25 protein-coding genes are annotated in these 24,039 nt (G+C 64.4%); 22 read left to right on the plus strand and 3 right to left on the minus strand.

Features of this window, described 5'->3' with window-relative positions; genetic code table 11:
- The first annotated feature begins 98 nt into the window (after positions 1-98).
- From F1735_RS05520 to F1735_RS05605, 19 genes are all read left to right on the plus strand, one after another.
- Complete coding sequence (locus F1735_RS05520; protein WP_167235989.1) at positions 99-1,526, plus strand: mannose-1-phosphate guanylyltransferase/mannose-6-phosphate isomerase; 1,428 nt, start codon at positions 99-101, stop codon at positions 1,524-1,526.
- Positions 1,527-1,922: 396 nt separating this feature from the next.
- Positions 1,923-2,366 carry a hypothetical protein gene (locus F1735_RS05525; protein ID WP_167235990.1) on the plus strand — a complete coding sequence of 148 codons (444 nt, stop codon included), beginning with the start codon at positions 1,923-1,925 and terminating at the stop codon, positions 2,364-2,366.
- A gap of 48 nt (positions 2,367-2,414) precedes the next feature.
- Positions 2,415-3,437, plus strand: a complete 1,023-nt coding sequence (locus F1735_RS05530; protein WP_167235991.1) for a TIGR03790 family protein — start codon at positions 2,415-2,417, stop codon at positions 3,435-3,437.
- A gap of 142 nt (positions 3,438-3,579) precedes the next feature.
- Positions 3,580-3,933, plus strand: a complete 354-nt coding sequence (locus F1735_RS05535; RefSeq protein WP_167235992.1) for a hypothetical protein — start codon at positions 3,580-3,582, stop codon at positions 3,931-3,933.
- Positions 3,934-3,988: 55 nt separating this feature from the next.
- On the plus strand, positions 3,989-4,117 hold the full coding sequence (locus F1735_RS37405; protein ID WP_267876645.1) for a hypothetical protein: 129 nt from the start codon (positions 3,989-3,991) through the stop codon (positions 4,115-4,117).
- A gap of 249 nt (positions 4,118-4,366) precedes the next feature.
- Positions 4,367-7,414 carry an ExeM/NucH family extracellular endonuclease gene (locus F1735_RS05540; protein WP_229505638.1) on the plus strand — a complete coding sequence of 1,016 codons (3,048 nt, stop codon included), beginning with the start codon at positions 4,367-4,369 and terminating at the stop codon, positions 7,412-7,414.
- Positions 7,415-7,424: 10 nt separating this feature from the next.
- Positions 7,425-8,039 (plus strand): NF038129 family PEP-CTERM protein, encoded by a 615-nt coding sequence (locus F1735_RS05545; RefSeq protein WP_167235993.1) that lies wholly within the window; start codon positions 7,425-7,427, stop codon positions 8,037-8,039.
- Positions 8,040-8,321: 282 nt separating this feature from the next.
- On the plus strand, positions 8,322-8,765 hold the full coding sequence (gspG, locus tag F1735_RS05550; protein WP_167235994.1) for a type II secretion system major pseudopilin GspG: 444 nt from the start codon (positions 8,322-8,324) through the stop codon (positions 8,763-8,765).
- A gap of 41 nt (positions 8,766-8,806) precedes the next feature.
- Positions 8,807-9,994: a type II secretion system F family protein gene (locus F1735_RS05555; RefSeq protein ID WP_167235995.1), complete on the plus strand. Its 1,188-nt coding sequence runs from the start codon at positions 8,807-8,809 to the stop codon at positions 9,992-9,994.
- Positions 9,991-11,679, plus strand: a complete 1,689-nt coding sequence (locus F1735_RS05560) for a GspE/PulE family protein (RefSeq protein WP_167235996.1) — start codon at positions 9,991-9,993, stop codon at positions 11,677-11,679. Before F1735_RS05555 ends, F1735_RS05560 begins: the two co-directional genes overlap by 4 nt.
- On the plus strand, positions 11,672-12,484 hold the full coding sequence (locus F1735_RS05565; RefSeq protein WP_167235997.1) for a hypothetical protein: 813 nt from the start codon (positions 11,672-11,674) through the stop codon (positions 12,482-12,484). The genes F1735_RS05560 and F1735_RS05565 overlap by 8 nt, the downstream gene beginning before the upstream one ends.
- Positions 12,481-13,026: a PilN domain-containing protein gene (locus F1735_RS05570; RefSeq protein ID WP_167235998.1), complete on the plus strand. Its 546-nt coding sequence runs from the start codon at positions 12,481-12,483 to the stop codon at positions 13,024-13,026. Before F1735_RS05565 ends, F1735_RS05570 begins: the two co-directional genes overlap by 4 nt.
- Entirely contained in the window at positions 13,023-13,589 is a 567-nt protein-coding gene (locus F1735_RS05575) for a hypothetical protein (RefSeq protein WP_167235999.1), read from the plus strand. The genes F1735_RS05570 and F1735_RS05575 overlap by 4 nt, the downstream gene beginning before the upstream one ends.
- The gene (locus F1735_RS05580; protein WP_167236000.1) at positions 13,586-14,119 is read left to right on the plus strand and encodes a hypothetical protein; all 534 of its coding nucleotides are present in this window, start codon (positions 13,586-13,588) and stop codon (positions 14,117-14,119) included. Before F1735_RS05575 ends, F1735_RS05580 begins: the two co-directional genes overlap by 4 nt.
- 35 nt (positions 14,120-14,154) lie before the next feature.
- On the plus strand, positions 14,155-16,071 hold the full coding sequence (locus F1735_RS05585; protein WP_308626725.1) for a secretin N-terminal domain-containing protein: 1,917 nt from the start codon (positions 14,155-14,157) through the stop codon (positions 16,069-16,071).
- Positions 16,071-16,550 carry a type II secretion system protein gene (locus F1735_RS05590; RefSeq protein ID WP_373888477.1) on the plus strand — a complete coding sequence of 160 codons (480 nt, stop codon included), beginning with the start codon at positions 16,071-16,073 and terminating at the stop codon, positions 16,548-16,550. Before F1735_RS05585 ends, F1735_RS05590 begins: the two co-directional genes overlap by 1 nt.
- A 17-nt stretch (positions 16,551-16,567) precedes the next feature.
- On the plus strand, positions 16,568-16,957 hold the full coding sequence (locus tag F1735_RS05595; RefSeq protein ID WP_229505639.1) for a type II secretion system protein: 390 nt from the start codon (positions 16,568-16,570) through the stop codon (positions 16,955-16,957).
- A complete protein-coding gene (locus F1735_RS36360) occupies positions 16,923-17,786 on the plus strand; it encodes a type II secretion system protein (RefSeq protein WP_229505640.1) in 864 nt (287 codons plus the stop codon). The genes F1735_RS05595 and F1735_RS36360 overlap by 35 nt, the downstream gene beginning before the upstream one ends.
- A gap of 76 nt (positions 17,787-17,862) precedes the next feature.
- The gene (locus tag F1735_RS05605; RefSeq protein ID WP_167236003.1) at positions 17,863-18,249 is read left to right on the plus strand and encodes a Rap1a/Tai family immunity protein; all 387 of its coding nucleotides are present in this window, start codon (positions 17,863-17,865) and stop codon (positions 18,247-18,249) included.
- 12 nt (positions 18,250-18,261) lie between these two features.
- Here F1735_RS05605 and murJ read toward each other — a convergent pair whose 3' ends face one another.
- Positions 18,262-19,812, minus strand: coding sequence for a murein biosynthesis integral membrane protein MurJ (gene murJ, locus F1735_RS05610; RefSeq protein ID WP_167236004.1), 1,551 nt, complete (start codon positions 19,810-19,812; stop codon positions 18,262-18,264).
- A 233-nt stretch (positions 19,813-20,045) separates the two neighbouring features.
- Between murJ and rpsT the strand changes: the two genes are divergently transcribed.
- Entirely contained in the window at positions 20,046-20,309 is a 264-nt protein-coding gene (gene rpsT, locus F1735_RS05615) for a 30S ribosomal protein S20 (RefSeq protein WP_054267030.1), read from the plus strand.
- Between the two features lie 399 nt (positions 20,310-20,708).
- Here the strand turns inward: rpsT and F1735_RS05620 are convergent, their stop codons facing one another.
- Positions 20,709-21,272 carry a pseudouridine synthase gene (locus tag F1735_RS05620; RefSeq protein ID WP_167236005.1) on the minus strand — a complete coding sequence of 188 codons (564 nt, stop codon included), beginning with the start codon at positions 21,270-21,272 and terminating at the stop codon, positions 20,709-20,711.
- A 233-nt stretch (positions 21,273-21,505) separates the two neighbouring features.
- Between F1735_RS05620 and icd the strand changes: the two genes are divergently transcribed.
- The gene (gene icd, locus F1735_RS05625; protein ID WP_166890744.1) at positions 21,506-22,759 is read left to right on the plus strand and encodes an NADP-dependent isocitrate dehydrogenase; all 1,254 of its coding nucleotides are present in this window, start codon (positions 21,506-21,508) and stop codon (positions 22,757-22,759) included.
- A 126-nt stretch (positions 22,760-22,885) separates the two neighbouring features.
- The gene (locus F1735_RS05630) at positions 22,886-23,260 is read left to right on the plus strand and encodes a DUF5412 domain-containing protein (protein WP_167236006.1); all 375 of its coding nucleotides are present in this window, start codon (positions 22,886-22,888) and stop codon (positions 23,258-23,260) included.
- 554 nt (positions 23,261-23,814) lie between these two features.
- On the opposite strand, the gene F1735_RS05635 is transcribed toward F1735_RS05630, so the two are convergent.
- On the minus strand, positions 23,815-24,039 hold a 225-nt coding region (locus F1735_RS05635; protein WP_167236007.1), incomplete at its 5' end, for a hypothetical protein.

Consider the following 24,039-nt stretch of genomic DNA (forward strand, 5'->3'; position numbering starts at 1 on the left):
CGCTCAAGTAGCGCTCAAGTAGCGCTCAAGTACGGGCATGCGTGAGCACCGGGCGGCACATAAAAACAGCAGCATAAAAACGACCTGAAAGAGATGCAATGAAAATCTACCCAGTGATCCTGTCCGGGGGCGCGGGAACGCGCCTGTGGCCCTTGTCGCGCGCGGTGCTGCCCAAGCAGTTGCTGCCCCTGGTGACCGACAAGACCATGCTGCAAGACACTGTCCTGCGCGTGGCCGGCTGGCCCGAGCTGATGGCGCCGCTGGTGGTGTGCGGCAACGAGCACCGCTTCCTGGTGGCCGAGCAACTGCGCGAAATCGGCGTGACCCCGCTCGGCATCCTGCTCGAACCGGTCGGGCGCAACACCGCCCCGGCGGTGGCCGCGGCCGCCAATTACCTGCGCGCCATCGATCCGGACGCGCTCATGCTGGTGCTGCCGGCCGACCATGTGATCGACAAGAACCTGCCCTTTGCCGAGGCGGTGGCCCAGGCCGCGACCCTGGTGGCCGGTGGCGCCCTGGCCACCTTCGGCATCGTGCCGCAGGCGCCCGAAACCGGCTACGGCTACATCCACCGTGGCGCGCCGGCGGCCGGCGCCAGCGGCGCTTACCAGGTCGACCGTTTCGTCGAGAAACCCGACCGCGCCAGCGCCGAAGGTTTTGTCGCCGACGGCGGCTATTACTGGAACAGCGGCATGTTCCTGTTCCGCGCCGAAGGCTATCTGCGCGAGCTGGGCGAATTCGCCCCGGCCATTGCGGTGGCGGCCGAAGCGGCCGTGCGGCTCGGCTACCGCGACCTCGATTTCTGCCGCCTGGACGAAGCGGCGTTCGCCAGCTGCCCCTCGGACTCGATCGATTACGCCGTGATGGAGCGTACCCGTCATGCGGTGGTGGTGCCGGCCGACATCGGCTGGAGCGATGTCGGTTCCTGGTCGGCGCTGTGGCAGGTGCAGCAGGGCCGTGGCGCGGACGCCCAGGGCAATGTGCAGCGCGGCGATGTGTACCTCGATGGCGTGAGCAATTCGCTGGTGCGCGCCGAGAGCCGCATCGTGGCCGTGGTCGGCGTCGCCGACCTGGTCGTGGTGGAAACGCCGGACGCGGTGCTGGTGGCGCACAAGGACCAGGTGCAGCGGGTCAAGCAGATCGTCGAGCATCTGAAATTGAAAGAGCGCACAGAACACTTGCATCACACCAAGGTGTACCGCCCGTGGGGGTATTACGAGGGCATCGACGCGGGCGAGCGCTTCCAGGTCAAGCGCATCACCGTCAAGCCGGGCGAAAAATTATCGCTGCAGATGCATCATCACCGCGCCGAGCACTGGGTGGTGGTCAGCGGTACCGCGCGCGTGACCTGCGGCGACAAAGTGAGTTTGCTGTCCGAAAACGAGTCGACCTACATCCCGATCGGCATGAATCACCGTCTCGAAAACCCGGGCAAGCTGCCGCTGCACATCATTGAAGTGCAGTCGGGCAGTTACCTGGGCGAGGACGATATCGTGCGCTTCGAAGATATCTACCAGCGCGCTTAGGCTTTGCCGGGTGCAATGCAAGCAAGGGAGCCGCGGCTCCCTTTTTGATTGGCGAGCGCGAGGAGGGCGTTCGATTAGTTGTCAGACAACTTGGATGCTGCGTTGCAACAAAAGTCCATGCGGCGGTTTCTAGCGCGTCGGCGCCTCAAAATGTTGCCAAACACACTTAGTTACAACTTAGTGCTTTTTTCGTGTCCTAAAATTGACGTTTCCAGAAAATTTTTTATGTTTCCTAACAGACATGTTCCGGCTACGTTAGGCTAAAGTTGGTCAACATCGCATAGAAATGATAAAAATAAGCAATTTGTTAAATTCTGAAATAAATTTCCCCAGCAGAATTGTTTCTCCACGCATAGAATTCGAGCCGTTCTCCGAATTTATCCGATGTGAGGAAGTATGTTTTTTAAGGTATTCAAGCACGCGCTGGTCAGCGCCGGCATCGTTGCACTGAGCGCTTGCGGCGGTGGAGAGCCAGTCGACAGCACCAGCGGCAGCATCCCGCCGGCACCGAATTCCGCACTGCAGCAGTCGCCTTCGCAGTTACCTTTGCCATCATCTTCCAGTACTCCTGTCAGCGCCAGCGCCAGCGCCGGCGCCGTGCGCCCTGCGCCGGCGGTCGGCGCGGCCGAGCGCGAAGCCGAGCAACTGCGCATGGTTCCCTACGAGCAAGCCTTCTCGATCGAGATGCAGCGCCGCGCGCAGGAGCGTCCCGAGCATTTGCGCGGGCAGGGCGAGCCTGTCCCGGCGCAAGCGGCCTGCGAGCCGGCGCGGCCGTCCGGCTGTCCCGCCAGCCCGCCCGATGCGGCGCCGCTCGTGGTCACGCCCGCCCAGCCGCTATAATCGGCGCTGCGGGGCAAGTGGCCCCGTTCACCCGACCCTGGCGACTCCATGACCCTGCGCGCAGCACTGATCCTGACTTTGGCCCTGGCCGCCACCACCGCCCAGGCCGGCGCCCAGGGCGTCGCGGCGCCGCGCCTGCGCCCCAGCCAGCTGGCGCTGGTCGTCAACGATGCCGAACCGAACAGCGTGGCGATTGCCGCGTATTACCGCAAGGCGCGCGCCATTCCCGCCGCCAACGTCATCCATGTGAGCATCCCCGGCAAGCCGCAGCGCCTCGACGCCGCCCGCTTTCTAGCCCTGAAGGACAGTATCGACAGCCAGCTTCCGCCCGGCATCGAAGCGGTGCTGATGGTCTGGACCGCACCGTATGCCGTTGACTGCAACGCCATCACGGCCGCCTACACCATGGGCTTCGACCCTGGCCAGTGCGGCAATACCTGCGCCCCCAGCCGTCCCAGCGCCTACTTCAATGCCAGTTCGGTCCAGCCCGTGGCCGACTTCCGCATGCGCCTGTCGATGCTGCTGCCGACCGATTCGGTGGCGCAGGCCAAGGCCCTGATCGACCGTGGCGTGGCCAGTGGCTTCCGCGTGCCGAACGCCACCGCGTATTACCTGGTCACCTCGCAGGCGGCGCGCAATTCGCGGGCCGAGCTGTTTCCGCGCGACGGACACCTCGCTGCCAAAAAAATCCGCACCAAAACCCTGCACAGCGACGCGCTTGAGGGCGTGAGCGACATCATGGTCTACCAGACCGGCATGGCGAAGGTCGACAAGCTCGACAGCGTCAAGTTTTTGCCGGGCGCGCTGGCCGACCACCTGACCTCGTTCGGCGGCGACCTGCATGGCGCCAGCCAGATGAGCAGCCTGCGCTGGCTGGAAGCGGGCGCCACGGCCAGCTACGGCACGGTCAGCGAACCTTGCAATCATTGGCAAAAGTTTCCCCATCCCGGCATCCTGCTCAAGCATTACCTGAGCGGCAGCAGCGCCATCGAAGCGTACTGGCGCAGCGTGGCGTGGCCGACCCAGGGCCTGTTCATCGGCGAACCGCTGGCCGCGCCGTATGGACGTTGAGCCGCTGGGCGAATCCGGGCCGGTGCACGAGATCGGCACGCCCCATCCATGAAACCGTTTTGTCGCCTCCACGCTCGGCTGGATTGTCAAGATCCTGGCCGGGCTGCTGGCGCTGGCGATCCCCTCGTGTATCGGCCTGCGCATGTACCTGGACCGCGCCGAGCCCTTGCCGGATATGCTCGGTTGCTACCAGTCCGCCTACGATACCGTGTGTTTCATGCCGGACGGTCATTTCGAGCAGCGCACGTCAGCGGGGGTAGTCCACAACACCGGAACGTTTACCAGATACGACGACGGCTCGGGCTTGATGGAAGCACGCAATTTCGTCGACGTATGCCCCTGGTGCGACGGGACCCCCGCAGACCACGAGGAGGTCATCGAGCCCCTCGATGAGCCGCTCATCGGCCCCAACTTTAGGCGCGGCCGAATAGGCGACAAGGAAGTCATGTACAAGAAGAAATCCGCCGACGGCTCCCCGGCCCCTTCGCGCTATTGAGCGCCGGCCGACGCATGAGGTCTTCATCACGGCGAAAAAACTGTCGGATGGCAGCATGCATGTGCCTGGGCGGGCGCGCTCTCCCTGCCTGGACAGGGCGCACGCCCGCGAACTCGGCATCGCGGCCGAGCTGGCCGGGATCCACACCGTGCGCCAGTTGACCTGTCGCGGCTGGAACCATTGATGTCCGGCCAGCGCGCACGCTTGCGCTGAGCAGCGGCCTTGTCCTTCGCGGCGGGTAAGCTGCTCCGTCGGCATGCCGCCGCTGTAAGGAAAATTGCATCCACACCAGTCGTCTTCGTCATCATGTTGTCATTTATCACAACTATGATGAAATTTACTATGGAAGAATACTTTTTGCTAACATAGAAGACTAACGCCCGTGGTCGGCATGGCAATGACGACTCCACTCTACTCCCTTCAGGAAGTTTCGATGAAAAAGCCCGTAGCAACCATCCACGTTCCCGGCCGGCTTACCGTGCTGGCCGCACTGATGGCAGGTCTTGCCGTTCCCGCCATGGCGGCCTCGCCCGACCTCGTGATCAGCCAGTTGTACGGCGCCGGCGGCAATGCCAACACCACTTTCTTTACCCACGACTACATCGAAATCTTCAACCGCGGCAGCGCCCCGGTCACCGCCGAAGGGTGGAGCCTGCAGTACGGCTCGGCCACCAGCACCGGCGCCTGGAGCGGCAAGTCGGCCCTGCCGACCTTCACCGTCGAGCCGGGCCAGTACATCCTGATCCAGCAGCAGAGCGGCGGCACGGGCCAGCCGGCGCTGCCAACCCCGCTGATCGTGCCGCAAAGCGGTTTTAACATGTCGGGAACCACCGGCAAAGTGGCCCTGGTGCGCGACACCGTCACGCTCAGCGGCGCCACCCCGGCGGGCGATAACATCGCCGACCTGGTCGGCTTCGGCACCGCCAATGGCGCCGAAGGCACGCGCGCGCCGGCCATGTCGGCCGCGCTGGCCTTGTTCCGCGCCAACGGCGGCTGCGCCGATAGCGACGATAACAGCGTCGATTTCGCCACCGGCGCGCCGGCCCCGCGCACCAGCGCCTCGGCGCGCAATACCTGCGGCGCCACCGTGCCGCAAGCCAAGCCGATCGTGCCCGTCTGCCCGGCCAGCCTGGCCATCGAACAGGGCAAACCGGGTGCGGTCTTGCTGCGCGCCTCGGATGAAGACAGCATCGTCAACGGCGCGGCCATCGCCAGCGGCGCCGTGCCCGGCATCAGCCTGGGCAGCCTGACGGCGGCCGGCGCGAATGGCGCGTCCGCCAGCGTCAACCTGCAGGCGGGCGCGACCCTGGCATCGGGCAGTTACCCGCTCGTGATTCGTTTCACCAACAATGCCGGCCAGGAAGCGACTTGCCCGGTCAATGTCAGCGTCTCGGGCGCGGCCACGATTCCGCAAATCCAGGGCGCCGGCGCGGCCAGCCCGTTCGCCAATGTCAGCGTGAGCACCGAAGGCGTGGTCACCCACAAGGTGTCGAACGGCTACTTCATCCAGGATGCCAACGGCGACGGCGACCCGGCCACCTCGGACGGCCTGTTCGTCTTCACCGGCACCGCGCCGACCGTGGCGCTGGGCGACCTGGTGCGCGTGAAAGGCACCATCGTCGAGTACAAGCCGACCGGCGCGCTGCGCACCTACACTGAAATGAAGGACGTCACTGGCACCGATGTGCTTGGCGGCGGCAACAGCGTGACGCCAGTCAATATCGCCTTCGAACCGGGCATCGACCTGGCGCGCTACGAAGCGATGCTGGTCAATATCACCAATACGCTGACCGTCAACCAGACCAGCTACCTGGGCGACCGGGGCGAGCTGACCCTGTCGGTCGGGCGCCGCGAAACCGCGACCAACCGCTTCCGTCCGGGCACGCCGGAGGCGCTGGCGCTGGCGGCGGCCAACGCGGGCAACCAGCTGGTGCTCGACGACAGCAGGTTCGTCACCCCGCCGCCCGCCACCCCGCCGTGCGCCGATGTGGTGGCCTGCTCGGGCATTCCTTACCTCGGCCAGGATGGCACGGTGCGCGCCGGCGACACCGTCGACAAGCTCGTTGGCGTGCTCGACTTCGGCGCCATCGGCGGCGGCGGCGCGGCTTTCAAGATCCAGCCGGCTGCGGCGCCATCGTTTACGCGCAGCAATCCGCGCCTGGCGGCACCGGAACTGCCCGTGGGAAATGTCAAAGTGGCCAGCGCCAACGTGCTCAATTTCTTCACCACCTTCCTCGACGGCGCCGACGCCTGGGGCGGGACGGGGCAGGGCTGCAAGGTCGGTTCGACCACGCGCGCCGCGAACTGCCGTGGCGCCGACAACCTGCCCGAATTCGTGCGCCAGCGCGACAAGATCGTGGCTGAACTGAAGGCCATCGACGCCGATGTGGTGGGCTTGATGGAAATCCAGAACAACGACGACATCGCGGTCGACTACCTGGTCAGGCAGCTCAACGCGGCGATCGGCTTCGACACCTACGCCTACGTGCCCAAGCCGGCCGCCACCGGCACCGATGCGATCCGCGTGGCCATGATCTACAAGCCGGCCAGGCTGGCGCTGGTCGGCGCCGCGCTGTCCGACGGCGACGCCGTCAACAACCGGCCGCCGATGGCGCAAACCTTCAAGGCCGGCAACGGCGCGACGTTCTCGGTGATCGTCAATCACCTCAAGTCGAAGGGCGGCTGCGGTTCCGGCGCCAATGCCGACCTGGGCGATGGCCAGAGCTGCAATAACGCCACCCGGGTGCTGCAGGCGCAGCGCCTGGCTGGCTACTTCATTCCGCACGTGGTGGCAAGCGCGGGCGACCCGGACGTGCTGGTCATCGGCGACATGAATGCGCACGGCTTCGAAGATCCGATCCACCTGCTCAACCAGGCCGGCCTGGTCAACCAGCTCGAGCGCTTCGTGCGTCCGGCCGGCATTCCTTATTCCTACGTCTTCGACGGCGAAAGCGGCTACCTCGACCATGCGCTGGCCAGCGCCTCGCTCGACGCCCAGGTGGTCGGGGCCACCGAATGGCATACCAATGCGGATGAACCGACCGTGATCGACTACAACACCGACGCCAAGAGCGCCGCCGCCCAGGCCCTGTTCAAGAATGATGCCTTCCGCTCCTCGGACCACGATCCGGTGGTGGTCGCGCTGAACCTGGCGCCGGCCTATGCCGACGTCACGTCCAGTTTCGCGGTCAGCGGTTCCGGCTTGAGCGTGGATATCTTCAAGCATACCTACAGCGGCACCCTGACCATCACCAACACCAGCAAGGCGCCGATTACCGGGCCGGTCCATGTTGTATTTTCCTCACTGACTCCTGGCGTAACTGTTGCTACACGGACTGGAATGTTGGGAACCGAGCCATATATGACTGTTAACAATGGTACAATACCAGTTGGCGCCCAAGTCACCCTTTCCGTTGTTTACAGCAGTCCCGCCCGTAAAGGCGTTGGTTTCGTCACGAAAATTTTAAGTGGTTCACTCTAAGGGAAAAAGAATGTTCGATATCAAAAAAATCATCACGAAAGCACTGCTTGCTGTTACTTTTGCAATGGGCGCCACGGCGGCCTGGGCGGGTCCTAGTTATCACGTTTCCATTGATTCCAGCAAATTTGCCGGCAAGAACGGATCGATGACGTTCAGCTTCAACAGCCTGAAAGCCGCCACCTCGGCGTTTGCGGATGTTAGCAATTTCACTGGCGCGTTCCTGGACGAAGTCTATCGTGGCGGCAGTGTCTACGGCGATATTCCCGGCGCCGTCAGCTTCGCTAACAGCGGCGCGGACAACTACCTGGCGCAGGATGTCGAGCTCGGTGGCCTGTTCGGCTTCGACGTCGCATTCCATGGCGACTTCGAAACCATGCCGGGCGCCTTCGGCGCGACATTCGGCGTGGCGCTGGTGGACCTCAACACGGGCGAGTATTACGGCACTAACGGTAACCTGCTCGAGTTCCGCCTGACTCCTCCAGGAAAGATCGACGTCAACACGCCGACCCGTATCGTGACCGTCACCACGAACACCGTTCCAGAGCCGTCCGACCTGCTGTTGGTCATGACCGGCCTGGGCCTGGTTGCCTTCGTGCGTCGTCGCACCAGCAAGGCGGCGCGCTAGGCGACGCGCCAGGCGACGCGCCAAGCGACGCGCCAAGCGGCGCGCCAGGCGACGCGCCAAGCGGCGCGCCAGGCACGCCCGGGGCGGGCCGTACGGCCCGCCTCCATCGATCGCACATTTTCCGGTGACGGCGAGTGTGCTTTTTTTTCGCCTGCGCGCCCCGAAAAACCTTGCTCGAAAGCATGCTAAATATCCGCGCGCCCGCTATGAAAGAATAGTTGTCGCAACCGTCGGCGGCATGGTAGCCTTGCACGCCAAATTGAGCATTGAGGAGTCGAACGGATGTTTGCAGCAACAAAAATCAACCACTCCCGGCACACGCGCCGCGCGGGCTTCACCCTGCTTGAATTACTCGTCGTGATCGTCATCATCGGCTTGCTCGCCGCTTACGTGGGGCCGAAGTATTTCGCCCAGCTCGGCAAGTCCGAAGTGACGGTCGCCAAGGCCCAGATCGAAGCGTTCGAAAAGTCGCTCGACACCTACCGCCTCGACGTCGGACGCTATCCGACCACCGAGGAAGGCATGGCCGCATTGCTGGTCGCGCCCGCCACCGCCGGCGCCAAATGGAACGGTCCTTACCTGAAAAAGGCGGTGCCGCAGGACCCGTGGGGCCGCCCCTACCAGTACCGCGCGCCGGGCACCAAGGGCGAGTACGAAATCATGTCGACCGGCAAGGACGGCCAACCCGGCGGCACCGGCGAAAACGCCGACATCACGTCCCAGTAGTTTCCTGACCCCGCAGTTTTTCCTTTCTCCGCAAAGGCCTCATGCAGTTTGCTGTCCGTACCCTCGCGCCCGATCTGGGCATTAGCAGCCAGGTGGTCGACGCCCAGGATGAGGCCGATGCCCGCCGCCAGTGCGAGGCGCGCGGGCTGTTCGTCAGCGCGGTCGAACCGGTGCGCGCCGCCGGCCTGCGCCGCAGCCGCGGCCCCGGCCTGTCGCTGGTGCTGTTCAGCCAGGAACTGCTGGCCTTGCTGACGGCCGGCCTCGGCATCGTCGAAGCGCTCGAAGCCCTGCTCGAAAAAGAAACCAGCGTCTCGACCCGCAGCGTGCTCGAACGCCTGCTCGGCGGCTTGCGCGAAGGCAAGCGCTTTTCCAGCGTGCTGGCCGACCAGCCCGACCTGTTTTCGCCGCTCTACATCGGCATCGTGCGCGCCGCCGAAGGCACCAGCGACCTGCCGCGTTCGCTTGCGCGCTACATCGATTACCAGCAGCGCATCGACGTGGTGCGCAGCAAGATCGTCAGCGCCGCCATTTATCCGATGATCCTGCTGCTGGTCGGCGGCGGCGTGAGCATGTTCCTGATTACCTACGTGGTGCCGCGCTTTGCCGAGGTCTACCAGGGCGCCGGACGCAACCTGCCGTGGATGTCGCAGATGCTGCTCGGCTGGGGCCAGTTCGCCAGCGGCCACACCAGCGTGCTGCTGGGCGGCCTGGCCGTGCTGGCGGGCGCGCTGGTGCTGCTGTGGCGCCGCCTGGCCCGCAACGGCGGCCTGGCGCGCCTGGTCACGCGCCTGCCCGGCATCGGCGAACGGGTGCGCATATACGAACTCTCGCGCCTGTACCTCACGCTCGGCATGCTCAGCGAAGGCGGCATCACCATCGTCAACGCCATCGATACCGTGCAGGCCATGGTGTCGAGTTCGATGCGCGCTTCCTTGGGCGCGGCGCGCATCAGCATCGAGTCCGGCCTGCCGCTCTCCAGCGCGTTCGAGGCGAACAGCCTGACCACCCCGATTTCGCTGCGCATGCTGCGGGTCGGCGAGCGCACCGGCGACATGGGGCCGATGCTGACCCAGTCGGCGGCCTTTTACGACGGCGAAATCAGCCGCTGGATCGACCGCTTCACCCGCACTTTCGAACCCTTGCTGATGGCCGCCATCGGACTCGTTGTCGGCGCCATTGTGGTGCTGCTGTATATGCCGATTTTCGACCTGGCCGGAGACATGTCTTGAGTATTTCCCTTGTCCTCGATCCAAGCCTGCTGGCCGCCGCCCGCGCGCGCAGCCTGCAGACGCAGCGCCCGCTGGTGGCCGAACTGGAAGCGGCCAGCGGCCTGGATGCGCGCCAGATCGTCCAGGCCCTGGCCGACCCGTTTGGCTTGACGGTGATGGAAACGGCCGAGATGCTCAGCTGCGCGACCGCGTTCGACCTGCTGCCGCTGGCGCAGGCGCTGGCGCGCCACTGCGTGCTGCTGCGCGAGCCCGGCGGCCAGGTGCTGGGCGTGATCGCCGATCCGTTCGACGTCGACCTGCAAACCTGGTTGAGCACCCGCGCGCGCGCCACGCCCGCCGCGCCGCTGCATGTGCGCCTGGCGCTGCAAGCCGATATCCAGGCTTACCTGTCCAAGCAGGAAGAATCGGCGCGCGCGGTCGACACCCTGGTGGCCAATGTGGGCGACGCCCGGCGCGACGGCAAGACCGCCGCCGTGCTGTCGTTCGCCTCGGTGTCCGAGGCCGCCAGCCCGGCTGTCAAGCTGGTCAACTCGACCCTGTACGACGCGCTCAAGGCCGGCGCCTCCGATATTCACCTCGAAAGCACCGCCGGCGGCCTGGCCGTCAAGTACCGGGTCGACGGCGTGCTCGATCACGCCACCTCGGTCGGCGGCGTCGAAGTGGCCGAGCACATCATCTCGCGCCTGAAAGTGCTGGCCGAACTCGATATCGCCGAACGCCGCGTGCCGCAGGACGGCAGCTTCCGGGTCGAATCGGGCGGACGCGAAATCGACCTGCGCGTGTCCATCATGCCCAGCATTCACGGCGAGGACGCGGTGATCCGTATTCTCGACAAGCGCGCCATGATCGAAGCCTACGGCGCGCTCACCCTGGAGGCGCTCGGTTTCGACGCGGCCTCGCTGGTGTCCTTGCGCATGCTGGCGCAGGAAGCCTACGGCATGCTGCTCGTGACCGGCCCGACCGGCTCGGGCAAGACCACGACCTTGTACGCGGCCCTGACCGAAATCCACAACGGGCGCGAAAAGATCATCACCATCGAAGACCCGGTCGAATACCAGCTGCCCGGCATCTTGCAGATTCCGGTCAACGAAAAGAAGGGCCTGACCTTTGCCAAGGGCTTGCGCTCGATCCTGCGCCACGACCCCGACAAAATCATGGTCGGCGAGATCCGCGACCGCGAAACCGCTGAAATCGCGGTGCAGTCGGCCCTGACCGGCCACCTGGTGCTCACCACCGTCCACGCCAACAACGTGTTCGACGTGTTCGGCCGGTTTACCCACATGGGCATCGACCCCTACGCCTTCGTCTCGGCGCTCAACGGCATCTGGGCGCAGCGCCTGGTGCGCATGAACTGCCCGCACTGCGCGGAACAATTCACCCCGAGCGAGGCCGAACTCGATGCCGTCAACCTGGAACGCGCCGACGTGATTGATTATGTTTTCATGCAGGGCAAGGGCTGCGGCGATTGCCGTGGCACCGGCTACAAGGGGCGTCGTTCGATCGCCGAAATCCTCACCCTGAACGACGAGATCCGCGAACTGATCGTCGACAAGCGCCCGATCCGCCAGATCAAGGCCGCGGCCCACGCCAACGGCACCCGCAGCCTGCGCCTGGCCGCGCTCGACCTGGTCAAGCGCGGCGCCACCACGCTCACCGAAATCAAGCGGGTGACCTTGCATGCGTAGACGGTTCGGACAATCGCTGCGGGTCGGCATCGCGCCCGGCGCCGTCGCGCTCCTTAAAACCAGCCGCTTTGGCGGCAGCGCGCCCGACCTGGTGGCCGAACTGGCCTTCGACGGCGGCAGCCACCCCGAGTCGATCGCCGGCGCCCTGCGCCTGCTGCTCGAAGGCGCCGGCAGCGCCAACTGGCCCGTCAGCATCGTGCTGGCCGATGAACTGGTGCGCATCTGGCAGGTGACGCCGCCCGCGGGCGCTGCGCGCCTGGCCGACCTGGAAGCGGCCGCCGCGCTGCGCTTTCAAACGCTGTTCGGCGAGCCGACCGGGGCCTGGCAACTGGCCGCCGGCTGGGATGCGGCGCAGCCGTTCCTGGTGGCCGCGCTGCCGCGCCACCTGCTGGCGCTGATCGAGCAGGTGTGCGCCGCCCAGCGCGCGCCGCTGGTGCAACTGGCGCCGCAATTCGTCGCCGGCTTTAACCAGTGGCGCGCGGCGCTCAAGGCCGGCGCCTGGTATGGCCTGGTGCAGCAGCGCGTGCTGACCATTGCCGCCATCGAGGACGGGGCGATCCGCGCCGTGCGCGCCGCCGCGCTGCCCGAGGGCGCCGATCTTGACTGGCTGGCCGCGCATGTGGCGCGCGAAGCGCTGCGTCTCAATTTATCGGTGCCGGCGCGCCTGTGCGTATCGGGACACGCGCCCGCCGCCTGGAGCAAGGGCGCCGCCCATCCGGCCCTGGCTTGCCATTTGCTGGGTCAGGGGCAGGGGGCCGGCTGGTCCGACTGCGCGCGCCTGGCGGCCACCGGGAGCCGGGCATGAAGCCGGTCCGCATCGATTTCGCGCCGCCCTCCATGCGGCGCACCTTGCACCGCGCCGGTCCCGGCGCCTGGGCCGTGGCCGTGCTGGGCCTGGCGCTGTGCGCCGGCGCCGCCGCCCTGGGCTTTCGCCTGGTAACGCAGCAGCGCGCCGACAGCGCCGAATTGAACGCGGCGCGCCTGCGTTCGCGCGCGCCGCTGGTGGTGGCGCCCGTGGTGCAAGGCCCGCGCATGTCGGAAGCGCAGGCGGCCGGCGTGAACGCCGCCATCCTGCAACTGAACCTGCCGTGGCGCGCCCTGTACGACGCCATCGCCGCCGCCACGCCGCCCGCCATCGGCATGCTGGCGCTGGAGCCGGACGCGCGCAAACGCAGCCTGAAAATCACCGCCGAAGCGAAAAGCAGCGATGCCATGATCGAATACGTCGAACTGCTCAAACGCGAGGAACTGTTCGCCGGCGTGACCCTGATCCGCCACGAAATCAACGAGCAGGACCCGAACAAGCCAATCCGCTTCCAGCTCGAAGCCGAATGGGTGGCGCCATGAGCGCGCCGACCTTGGCCAGGCTGGCGCTGCGCGCGCGCCTGGCCGTAGCCGCTCGGGGCCCGTTTTTCTGCGGCGCCTGCGTGCTGCTGCTGGCCGGCGGCGCGGCCGTCGCCTGGCTGCTGCCGCAGGGCGCGCTGCAAGCGCAGCGCCACGCCGTCGCCCTCGGCCTGGCGCGCACGCCGCCACCGCTCGCCAAGCCGGCGCCCGTCATCGCCAATGAAAACCTGGCCCTGTTCTATGCCACCCTGGGCGAGAAGCGCTACGCCGAACAGCAGGTCAAGACCCTGTTCGGCATCGCCGCCAAGAGTGGCCTGTCGCTCTCGCAGGGCGACTACAAGGCCGCGTACGACCGCAACGCGCGCCTGCATACCTATCAGGTGACCTTGCCGGTCAAGGGCAGCTATGGCGCCATCTGGAAGTTCACCATCCTGTCGCTGCGCGCCATTCCCTTTGCCTCGCTCGACGAAATCAGCTTCAAGCGCGACAACCTCGGCGAGCCGGCGCTCGAAGCGCGCGTGCGCATGACCTTTTACCTGCAAGATGCAGCGGGAGCGCCGCAATGAACCCGCGCCACCTCGTCATGGGCGCCGCCGCGCTGGCGGCCTCCGGCCTGCTCATCTTCGGCGACAACAAGCCCGGGTCGGACCTGGCCGAAGCGGTCGAACGCAGCGCGCCGAAGGCCGCCGTGGTGCGCGCAAGTAGCGTCGCCGCGCCGGCCCAAGCGGCGGAACCTGCGATCCTGCGCCTGGCCGCGCGCGACACCCTGATCGGCGACGACGACGCCTTCGGTGCCGGCGTGTTCGGCAGCCGCAACCTGAACCCGCCGCCCGCCGCGCCGCCGGTGGACAACACGCCAGCGCCGCCCGCGCCGCCGCCAAGCGCGCCGCCGCTGCCGTTCGTCTTCATCGGCAAAGCGGTGGGCGAGGGCGCCTGGGAAGTGTTCCTCGCGCGCGGCGACAAGACCTATATCGTACTTAACAAGATGGTGATCGACGGCGTGTACCGGGTGGACGCAATCGCGCCGCCCACATTGACCCTGACCTATCTGCCTTTGAACCAGGTTCAACAGCTCAACATTGGAGTCTTCGACTGATGGCTAGTCACCGGATTGGCACACGTTGCCTGAATTTGCCACCCTGGCGCCGCCTTGCGCGCGCCGCCGCCGGTCCGCTGATGGCGCCTCTGATGGCGCTGGCGCTGGCTGGCTGCGCCGGGCAGGCCGCTTACCTCGAAGGCAATTCGCTGGTCGAGAAAGATGAAATCGAGGCGGGCTTGATCAAGTACCGCCAGGCAGTCGACGCCCAGCCCGAAAACCCGGTCTTTCGCGCCGCCTATCTGCGCGCGCGCGACCGCGCCGCCACGCGCCTGCTCGACCAGGCCGACCGCGCGCTCGCCGCCGGCAGGCCGGCCCCGGCGCTGCAGGATTACCAGCGCGTGCTGGGGTTCGACCCGGCCAACGAGCGCGCCCGCGCCGGCCTGCGCCTGATCGAGATGGACGCTCGCCACGCCAGGGCGATGGAAGAGGCCACGGCCGCCTTCGAGCGCAAGGAATACGAGCCGGCCCGCGCGCGTGCCGCCGCGATCCTGATCGAGCGTCCGCAGTACGAACCGGCGCGCCAGCTGCTCTTGCAGGTGGCCGAAAAGACCGCCGCGCCGGTCGCCGAAACCGGCCTGTCGGCCGCCTACAAGACGCCGATCAGCATCGAGTTCCGCGACGCTCCGCTCAAGCAGGTGCTCGACGTGATCGCGCGCCGCTCGAACCTGAACTTCATCTTCGACAAGGACGTCAAGACCGACCAGAAGACCTCCATCTTCCTGAAAAACAGCACGGTCGAATCGGCCATCTACTACCTGATGGTGTCGAACCAGCTGGACTACCAGGTCATGGACGGCAATACCCTGCTGGTGTACCAGAACGTGGCCACCAAGCTCAAGGAATACCAGGAAATGACGGTCAAGACCTTCTTCCTGGCCAATGCCGACGCCAAGGTGGTGGCCAACACGCTCAAGACCATTTTGAAGTCGCGCGACGTGGTCATCGACGAAAAGCTCAACCTCGTGATCTTGCGCGACAACCCGGAAGCGATCAAGCTGGCCGCCAAGCTGGTGGCGCTGCAGGACGTGGCCGAGCCGGAAGTCATGCTCGAAGTCGAGATTTTGGAAATCAAGCGCAGCCGCCTGCTGGAACTGGGCGTCTCGTGGCCCACCACCTTGACCCTGGCGCCCCTGACCACGCCCGGCGGCGGGCCGCTCACGCTCGACACCGTGCGCGGGCTGGGACGCGCCGATATCGGCCTGTCGTCGCTGTCGACCACGATCACCGCGCGCAAGACCGACGGCGACTCGAACACCCTGGCCAATCCGCGCATCCGCGTGCGCAACAAGGAAAAGGCCAAGATCGTTATTGGCGACAAGGTCCCGAACATCACCACCACCCTGTCGTCGGGTGGCGTGGCGAACGGCTTTTCGCAGGAATCGATCACGTATCTTGACGTCGGCCTGACCTTGAACGTGGAGCCGACCATCTATCTGAATAACGAAATCGGCATCCGCGTCGGCCTGACGGTGAGCAGCCTGCTCGACACCATCACCACCGCCTCGGGCACCACGGCGTACCGCATCGGCAACCGCGAAGCGTCGACCATGCTGCAACTGAAGGATGGCGAAAACCAGGTGCTGGCGGGCCTGATCAACAATGAAGACCGCAGCAACGGCACCAAGATTCCTGGTGTCGGCAACCTGCCGGTGGTGGGTCGCCTGTTCGGACGCACCGCCGATGGCGCCGACCGCACCGAGATCGTGCTGTCGATTACGCCGCATTTGATCCGCAACATCGTGCGTCCGCCGGCCAGCGCGTCCGAGTTCAGCGCCGGTACCGAGACCAGCTTCCGGCGCCGTCCGGATACCACGCCGCGCGCGCCGGTGCTCATGCCGCCGTCGCCGGGCGTGCGTGCCCCGGCCCCGGCCCCGGCGCTACCGGAAGCGCCGGCCGCCGCCGTCACCCCGGTGCCGGTCCCGGAAACCACGCCCGCGCCGGAGCAATGATGGCGCACGGGCGGGGCCGCGGCTTCACGCTGATCGAATTGCTGGTGACCCTGGCGATTCTGGCCCTGCTCGGCACCCTGGTGGTGCCGGTGACGCAAGTGACCATGCAACGCCAGCAGGAGCAGGAGTTGCGCCGCTCGCTGCGCGAAATCCGCCAGGGCATCGACGCCTACAAGCGCGCTTACGACGAGGGTCGGATCGCGCGCGCCTTGAACAGCAATGGTTACCCGAAGTCGCTCGAGCAACTGGTCGACGGCGTGCCCGATGTGCGCAGTCCCACCCGCGCCAAGATCTTTTTCCTGCGCCGCGTGCCGCGCGACCCTTTCAGCGCCAGCGGCGATGTGAATCCCGCCCAGACCTGGGGCAAGCGCAGCTACGCCAGCGAGGCCCTTGACCCGCGCGAAGGCGAGGACGTGTACGATGTGTATTCGACCTCGGACCGGGTCGGCCTGAACGATGTACCGTACCGCAAATGGTAAAGAGGATGCAAGCACGGATGCAAGCAAACCAAGGCCGCCCGGCGCGCGGCTTCACCCTGATCGAACTGCTGGTGGTGCTGGGCATTGTCGCGCTGCTGCTCACGCTCGCGGTGCCGCGCTTTTTTCCGAGCATCGACAGCGCCAAGGATACGATCCTGGCCGACAACCTGCGCAACACGCGCGCCGTGATCGACCAGTACTACGCCGACACCGGGCGCTATCCCGATTCGCTGGAACAGCTGGTCGAGAAAAAATACCTGCGCAGTATTCCCGTGGACCCGGTGGCCGACAGCAGCACCAGCTGGATCCTGGTGGCTCCCGAAGACACCACCAAGGGCAACCTGTACAGCATCAAGAGTGGGGCGCCCGGCAATGACCGCAACGGCAAACCGTACCTCGACTGGTAGGGCCGCGCCGCGCTTGACGCGCGCGCACGGCTTTACCTATCTGGGTTTGATCATCCTGGTCACCGTGATCGGGCTGGTGGGCGCGGCCAGCCTGAAGGTCGGCTCGCTCATGCAGCGCGCCGCCGCCGAAGAAGAACTGCTCGCCATCGGCGCCGCCTTCAGCGATGCGCTGCGCAGCTACGCCGCCGCCACGCCGCCGGGCCAGCCGCAGCAGCCGCCCACCTTGCAGGAACTGCTCAAGGACCCGCGCTTTCCCGGCACCCGGCGCCACCTGCGCAAGATTTTCGTCGACCCGATCACCGGCAAGGCCGAATGGGGCGTGATGTACGTGGGCGACAAGCAGGGCGTGCTCGGGGTCTACAGCCTGTCGGATTCGCCGCCGCTCAAGGTCGGCAATTTCGACGCGCGCTTCCTGAACATGGAAAACAAGAGCAAGCTGTCGGAGTGGAAGTTCACCTTGTCGACCTTGACCATGGCGCCGCAGGAACCGCTGACGGTGCCTGGCCAGAACCAGCCGGGCCAGCCGGCGCCGCTGTTCCCGCCCGCCGACGGCGCGCCGAAGCCGCCGGAGCCGGCGCCGGCCATGCCGCCAGCACCCGCCCAGGAGCCGCCCGTCGAGGCCACCACGCCACCCGAGGAAGCGCAGCCCGAGAAGGCCGATCCGCCGGCCGACAAGCCGGACGAACCGGTGGAGCCGCCGCAGGAAGATCAATCCGGTACGACCGGGCAGGAGGGGGATGGGAAAGACGGCGCGGGGCAGGAGGCGCGCCAGCGCGACGAACGCCAGCGCGACGACGGCCGCCGCAACGAACCTAAAAGGGAAAAGTAGGCGCAAAAAACGTTATTGGTAATAGCATGTTGTCAGCATGGCTCAGGAGGTAATACATGGAAATGGCATCTGGATCATGAAGCACGCCGCTCAACGCGTCAGAGCAGTTGTCTCTGCGCTGATCATGGTGGCAACGCACGCGCATGGCGCGCCGCCACGCCCCTACGACTCGCACATGACGGGAGAAAAGCTGGTTCGCGATATGCTTGCCGATCCTGCGCAAGGACAGCTCAATTCGGTTCGGCGCGAGCGTGCCATGGGCTATATCGATGGCGTCATGGGTGCGGCTGCCGGACATCAGTGGTGTCCCGATAGAAAATCGGTGCCCCATGAACTGAATTATCTGATCGTCGAAGACTTATCGCGCCTGAGCAAGGACAAGCTCAAGGGGGACGCCGCTCCCGCCGTGCTCGCCGTCCTGGCGCGCCTGTATCCTTGTAAAGCGGCTGGGGCGCGACGATGACGCCCGCGCCGCTCAGCGCCCGCTGCGCTTGAAATCCTTGAAGCGGAAGCCTAGTCCGAACAACACCACGAAGTAAGCCAGGCCGCTGCCGGCCACGATGGCGAACAGGGCGCCGGCGCGCAGCCATGGACGCGCTTGCAGCGCGGTCCAGTCGAGCTGGATCTTGCAGTAGTACGCGATCAGGCCCATCACGGCGACGGCGATGACCAGCTTGGCGAAGAACACAATCCAGCCCGGCTGCGGCACATAAATGCCGCGCTTGCGCAGCATGGTGTACAGCACGGCCGCGTTGATGCACGCGCCCAGGCCGATCGACAGCGCCAGGCCCGCCACTTTCAAATACGGCACGAACACCAGGTTCATCAATTGCACCGCCACCAGCACGCCGATGGCGATGCGCACCGGCGTGCGCACATCCTGGCGCGCATAAAACGCCGGCGTGAGCGTCTTGACCAGGATAATGCCGACCAGGCCGGCGCTGTACGCCATCAGCGGCATGGCCGAGGCGTGGACCGCCCTGGCGCTGAACGCGCCATAGTGGAACAGGGTGGCGATCATCGGTTCGGCCAGCATGGCCAGGCCGACCGAGGCGGGCAGGGCCAGCAGGAAGGTCAGGCGCAGGCCCCAGTTGAGCAGGGCCGAGTATTCGGAGGTATCGCCCTCGGCATTCGCCTTGGCCAGGCTGGGCAGCAAGATCGTGCCCAAGGCCACGCCCAGCATCGCCGTGGGGAATTCCATCAGGCGGTCGGCGTAGGTGAGGGCGGAGACGCTGCCGGCGCCCAGGCGCGAAGCGATGCCGGTATTGACCAGCAGGCTGATCTGGGCGGCGGAGACGGCGAACACGGCCGGTCCCATCTTTTTCAGCATGCGGTGTACGCCCGGGTCGCGCAGGGCGGCGATGGGATTGATCGAAATGCGCGGCAGCATGCCGATTTTCATCAGGGAGGGAATCTGGATGCCCACCTGCAGCAGGCCGCCGACCACCACCGCGAAGGCCATCGCGTAGATTGGCTGCTCGAGGCGCTGGGCCAGGAACAGCGACGCCAGGATGAAGGAAATATTCAGCAGGACAGGCGTGAAGGCGGGAATCTTGAACTGGCGCCAGGTGTTGAGAATGCCGCTGGCCAGCGAGACGAAAGCCATGCAGATAATATAGGGGAACATCATGCGCGTCATGAAGACGGCGGCCTGCTCGGCCTGCGGCGTCTGTTTCGACGTGTCCATGATCCACATGATCAGCATCGGGGTGGCGATGATGCCGGCGATGGTGATCAGGAGGGTTGACCAGATCAGCACGGTGGCGACGCTGTCGACCAGCGGGCGCGTGCCTTCGTCGCCGTGCTGGGTCTTGACGTCGGCCAGGATCGGCACGAAGGCCTGGGCGAAGGCGCCCTCGGCGAACATGCGGCGCAGCAGGTTGGGAATACGGAAGGCGACGTTAAAGGCATCGGTGAATTCCGAAGCGCCGAAGGCGCGCGCGAAAAGGCTTTCGCGCAGCAGGCCGGTGACGCGGGACAGCATGGTCATGCTGGAGATGGCAGCCAGGGTTTTGAGCAAGTTCATGGGCCGGGATTATAGCCCGGCAAGGGTGGTGCGGACGGGGTCGGCCGACAAATGTTGATTTTTGAATTGCCCTTACCGGAACTTTTCGCTATAATCGAAGGCTGTACAGAATTCTGTTACGCAGACACTAATGTTTGGCAGGCACTGGTTTGACACACAAGGTGTAGAAAAAACACTGGTTTGACAGACGCTATTGTTTGCAAACGCAACTTGACCTCGATTTAGGAAATTCCATGGCAAATACCGCACAAGCACGCAAGCGCGCTCGTCAAGCAGTTAAGCAAAACGCTCACAATTCGTCGCAGCGTTCGACCCTGCGTACCGCTATCAAAGCAGTGCGCAAGGCTATCCAGGCTGGCGACAAAGCCGCCGCAGCGTCGATCTTCCAGGCATCCGTGTCGACCATCGACAGCATCGCCGACAAGAAAATCATCCACAAGAACAAAGCAGCGCGTCACAAGAGCCGTCTGGCTGCCGCTCTGAAAGCGCTGGCTTAATAGTCTGTGCCGCCGGTGGACTTCGGTCCGCTGGTTTGAGCTTGTGAGCATGACAAAAACCCGCCTGGCTTCGGTCCGGCGGGTTTTTTTCGTCTGCGCTTTGGTTTTCAAGTCGCAATTCTTAAACCGGGGTCAGACCCCGGTGTTGGGTGCCTGGGGTCTGACCCCGGTTTAAGAATTGCGATTTGGAAACTGCCCGGGTCCTCTTTATCGGGCAAAACCAGGCTTGTTTCTACACCGGGGTCAGACCCCAGACAAGCAAAACCGGGCTTGTTTCTACACCGGGGTCAGACCCCAGACAAGCAAAACCGGGCTTGTTTCTACACCGGGGTCAGACCCCAGACAAGCAAAACCGGGGTCTGACCCCGGCGTAGAAACAAGCCCGGTTCGGGATACGCTTCAGATTTTCTTCATGTCCCCGGCCGGCACTTCCACCCATTCCCCCGGCATCAGGGGGTGCGTGGCCAGCGAAAACGGCCCGATGCTGCTGCGTACCAGCCGCAGGGTCGGCAAGCCCACCGCCGCCGTCATCCTGCGCACCTGGCGGTTCTTCCCCTCCTGCAAAGTAATCGCGATCCAGCTGGTCGGCTTGTCGGCGCGCACCCGGATCGGCGGCGTGCGCGGCCACAGCCAGCCCGGTTCGGCAATCTGCACCGCCTTGCATGGCTTGGTGACAAAATCGCCCAGGTCGAGCGGCGCCTGCAGTCGCGCCAATGCGTCCACACCGAGCGCGCCGTCCACCTGCACCAGGTAGGTCTTCGCTTCCTTGTGGTCCGGATGGGCGATGCTGTGCTGCAGGCGGCCATCGTCGGTGAGCAGCATCAGGCCTTCGCTGTCGGCGTCGAGCCGGCCGGCCGGGTAGATCTCGGGCGTGCGCAGGTAGTCGGCCAGCGTTTCGCGTCCTGCCTGGGGCGAGAACTGGCACAGCACCTGGAACGGCTTGTTAAAGAGAATGAGGGGCATAATTGAGTCGCTGGAAAGATGTTCGGCCCGCCGTTCGGCCGGCAAGCCATTTGTTAGTGTCGCAAAACCGTAGCGCCTAGTAAAATACTGGTGCATAATATGAAACGCGCGTCTTATGTCTTATAGAAGACTACTACTCTCGTCGTATTTATAGTAACCAATTCAGATTGCAGACCATGCCTGACAGACGCAACATTGTTGTCGCCTGCTATGCGTCCACTTCGGAGATCACGATGTATCAACATATCAAAGTACCTGCTGACGGCCAAAAAATCTCGGTCAATGCCGATTTTTCGCTGAATGTACCAGATAATCCAGTCATTCCCTACATCGAAGGCGATGGCACCGGCGTCGATATCAGCCCGGTCATGATCAAGGTCATCGACGCAGCCGTGGCCAAGGCCTACGGCGGCAAGCGCAAGATCAGCTGGATGGAAATCTATGCCGGCGAGAAGTCGACGACCGTGTACGGCCCGGACGTGTGGCTGCCGGAAGAAACCCTGGAAGTGTTGAAGGACTACGTTGTGTCGATCAAGGGACCGCTCACGACCCCGGTCGGCGGCGGCATCCGTTCGCTCAACGTCGCCCTGCGCCAGCAGCTCGACCTGTACGTCTGCCTGCGCCCGGTGCGTTACTTCACCGGCGTGCCGTCGCCAGTGCGTGAGCCAGAGAAGACCGACATGGTCATCTTCCGCGAAAACTCGGAAGACATCTACGCCGGTATCGAATACCAGCAAGGTTCCGAAGGCGCCAAGAAACTGATGGATTTCCTGATCAAGGAAATGGGCGTCACCAAGATCCGCTTCCCTGAGACCTCGGGCCTGGGCATCAAGCCAGTGTCGATCGAAGGCACCGAGCGCCTGGTGCGCAAGGCGATCCAGTACGCCGTCGACAATGACAAGCCTTCCGTGACCATCGTTCACAAAGGTAACATCATGAAGTACACCGAAGGCGGCTTCCGCGATTGGGCGTACGCACTGGCACAGAAAGAGTTCGGCGCCGAGCTGATCGATGGCGGCCCATGGTGCAAGTTCAAGAATCCGAAGACCGGCAAGGACATCATCGTCAAGGATTCGATCGCGGACGCGTTCCTGCAGCAGATCCTGTTGCGTCCGGCCGAGTACAGCGTCATCGCGACCCTGAACCTGAACGGCGACTACATTTCCGACGCGCTGGCCGCACAAGTGGGTGGTATCGGCATCGCTCCGGGCGCCAACCTGTCGGACTCGGTCGCCATGTTCGAAGCGACCCACGGCACCGCGCCGAAGTACGCAGGCAAGGACTATGTGAACCCGGGTTCGCTGATCCTGTCGGCTGAAATGATGCTGCGTCACATGGGCTGGCTGGAAGCGGCCGACCTGATCATCTCGTCGATGCAGAAATCGATCGCCTCGAAAAAGGTTACCTACGATTTTGCCCGCCTGATGGAAGGCGCGACCCAAGTGTCGTGCTCCGGTTTCGGCGATGTGATGATCGAGCAGATGTAAGAATGTACGATTGCCGCCGCGCCCAGGCGCGGCGCGCACAGCCCCGTTCTCGCAGGAGAGCGGGGCTTTTTGTTATCCGGAACCGACCCGCATGCTTGGTGCATGCGATTTAACAGGGAGAACTGCATGATGCGTTCGCTTGCAATGCTGGCCCTGGCATCGTCTCTGAGCGCTTGCCTGGACTTGAGTGGACCGTGCGGAAACGACGTCTTATCCGAATCGACCTCGCCGAACGGATATTCGACGGTGACGACCTTCAGGAGAAACTGCGGCGCCACCGTGGGCTACGCGAAAGTCGTTGCAGTGCGCTCGAGCGGCACTGCCTTCGACGGCGAAGACAACAGCACCTATGTGCTGGTATCGGAGGGGGGCACGCCCGTCACCGCCGCATGGGAAAGCCACGACGTGCTGCGCATCCGGCGTTCGGCCGGCAAGAGCGTGTATCTGGAAATACGCGTGTTCAATGGCATGCAGATCCGTTATGACGACGAGCCGCTGTAACCGTAGTCATCTGCCCGGCTGAGGCGCCTGGCGCGTGTGGAACTGATCGGGACATTCATCAGCGCGTGCCCGGCGCCAAGAACACATTGCGGTCTTTACAGTTCTACCATAATCAATGCAGGTCAGCCAGTCACTTTCCGCTTTTCAGATGACCGTCTCATTTTGTTCCGATCAAAACCAAATCTCATAAAATCATTGAAACTGAGAACTATTTTCGATAAGATTTCCCCGCTGCACTATTGTCATTTTTGATAGGACGGTGGCTGCCCTTGGTATCAGTGAAGCCTTCGAGGGTTTGTCAGCTACGCGCCTTACTGACGATGCAAGCGGGCCGTCCTGCCGCCTGAGGGGCCAGTCAAAGCGAGCGGAAATGACGCCGTTGACCTCGCCAGGCGACGTTTCCGGGCCGTGTGATTTGCTCGGCGTCCTTCTTCACTGCAACACGAAAGGCATTATGCCGCCTTGCCTGGATTCTGTTCGTCAAAGCGTAGCAAAGCATGGCTCCTAACGAAACACAAAGATTGATGCCTTCCCTGGGCGCGTTTCGGCGCGCCTTAATTCATCACAATAAAAAAGAACATGTCCCAGACCAGCCCTGCTGTATTCCGAATGTCGCGCCGCCTCCTCGGCGCAATCGCCTGCATCACTTTTGGCATGGCAACGACATCTGTCTTCGCCCAGCAAAATGTGTCCCCGAACGGGCTGTCGATCTCGATCCCCAACGGCAGCGCGACCATCGCGGTGGACGACATGAAACTGTCGAGCACGGCAGGAGCGGT

The sequence above is a fragment of the Massilia genomosp. 1 genome, assembly GCF_011682185.1.
Classification (GTDB): Bacteria; Pseudomonadota; Gammaproteobacteria; order Burkholderiales; family Burkholderiaceae_D; genus Telluria_A; species Telluria_A rubra.

Coding starts and splice junctions, on each gene's coding strand:
- F1735_RS05520 (WP_167235989.1), top strand. CDS start 99: ATGAAAATCTACCCAGTGATCCTGTCCGGGGGCGCGGGAACGCGCCTG.
- F1735_RS05525 (WP_167235990.1), top strand. CDS start 1,923: ATGTTTTTTAAGGTATTCAAGCACGCGCTGGTCAGCGCCGGCATCGTT.
- F1735_RS05530 (WP_167235991.1), top strand. CDS start 2,415: ATGACCCTGCGCGCAGCACTGATCCTGACTTTGGCCCTGGCCGCCACC.
- F1735_RS05535 (WP_167235992.1), top strand. CDS start 3,580: ATGTACCTGGACCGCGCCGAGCCCTTGCCGGATATGCTCGGTTGCTAC.
- F1735_RS37405 (WP_267876645.1), top strand. CDS start 3,989: ATGCATGTGCCTGGGCGGGCGCGCTCTCCCTGCCTGGACAGGGCGCAC.
- F1735_RS05540 (WP_229505638.1), top strand. CDS start 4,367: ATGAAAAAGCCCGTAGCAACCATCCACGTTCCCGGCCGGCTTACCGTG.
- F1735_RS05545 (WP_167235993.1), top strand. CDS start 7,425: ATGTTCGATATCAAAAAAATCATCACGAAAGCACTGCTTGCTGTTACT.
- gspG (WP_167235994.1), top strand. CDS start 8,322: ATGTTTGCAGCAACAAAAATCAACCACTCCCGGCACACGCGCCGCGCG.
- F1735_RS05555 (WP_167235995.1), top strand. CDS start 8,807: ATGCAGTTTGCTGTCCGTACCCTCGCGCCCGATCTGGGCATTAGCAGC.
- F1735_RS05565 (WP_167235997.1), top strand. CDS start 11,672: ATGCGTAGACGGTTCGGACAATCGCTGCGGGTCGGCATCGCGCCCGGC.
- F1735_RS05570 (WP_167235998.1), top strand. CDS start 12,481: ATGAAGCCGGTCCGCATCGATTTCGCGCCGCCCTCCATGCGGCGCACC.
- F1735_RS05575 (WP_167235999.1), top strand. CDS start 13,023: ATGAGCGCGCCGACCTTGGCCAGGCTGGCGCTGCGCGCGCGCCTGGCC.
- F1735_RS05580 (WP_167236000.1), top strand. CDS start 13,586: ATGAACCCGCGCCACCTCGTCATGGGCGCCGCCGCGCTGGCGGCCTCC.
- F1735_RS05590 (WP_373888477.1), top strand. CDS start 16,071: ATGGCGCACGGGCGGGGCCGCGGCTTCACGCTGATCGAATTGCTGGTG.
- F1735_RS05595 (WP_229505639.1), top strand. CDS start 16,568: ATGCAAGCAAACCAAGGCCGCCCGGCGCGCGGCTTCACCCTGATCGAA.
- F1735_RS36360 (WP_229505640.1), top strand. CDS start 16,923: ATGACCGCAACGGCAAACCGTACCTCGACTGGTAGGGCCGCGCCGCGC.
- F1735_RS05605 (WP_167236003.1), top strand. CDS start 17,863: ATGAAGCACGCCGCTCAACGCGTCAGAGCAGTTGTCTCTGCGCTGATC.
- murJ (WP_167236004.1), bottom strand. CDS start 19,812: ATGAACTTGCTCAAAACCCTGGCTGCCATCTCCAGCATGACCATGCTG.
- rpsT (WP_054267030.1), top strand. CDS start 20,046: ATGGCAAATACCGCACAAGCACGCAAGCGCGCTCGTCAAGCAGTTAAG.
- F1735_RS05620 (WP_167236005.1), bottom strand. CDS start 21,272: ATGCCCCTCATTCTCTTTAACAAGCCGTTCCAGGTGCTGTGCCAGTTC.
- icd (WP_166890744.1), top strand. CDS start 21,506: ATGTATCAACATATCAAAGTACCTGCTGACGGCCAAAAAATCTCGGTC.
- F1735_RS05630 (WP_167236006.1), top strand. CDS start 22,886: ATGATGCGTTCGCTTGCAATGCTGGCCCTGGCATCGTCTCTGAGCGCT.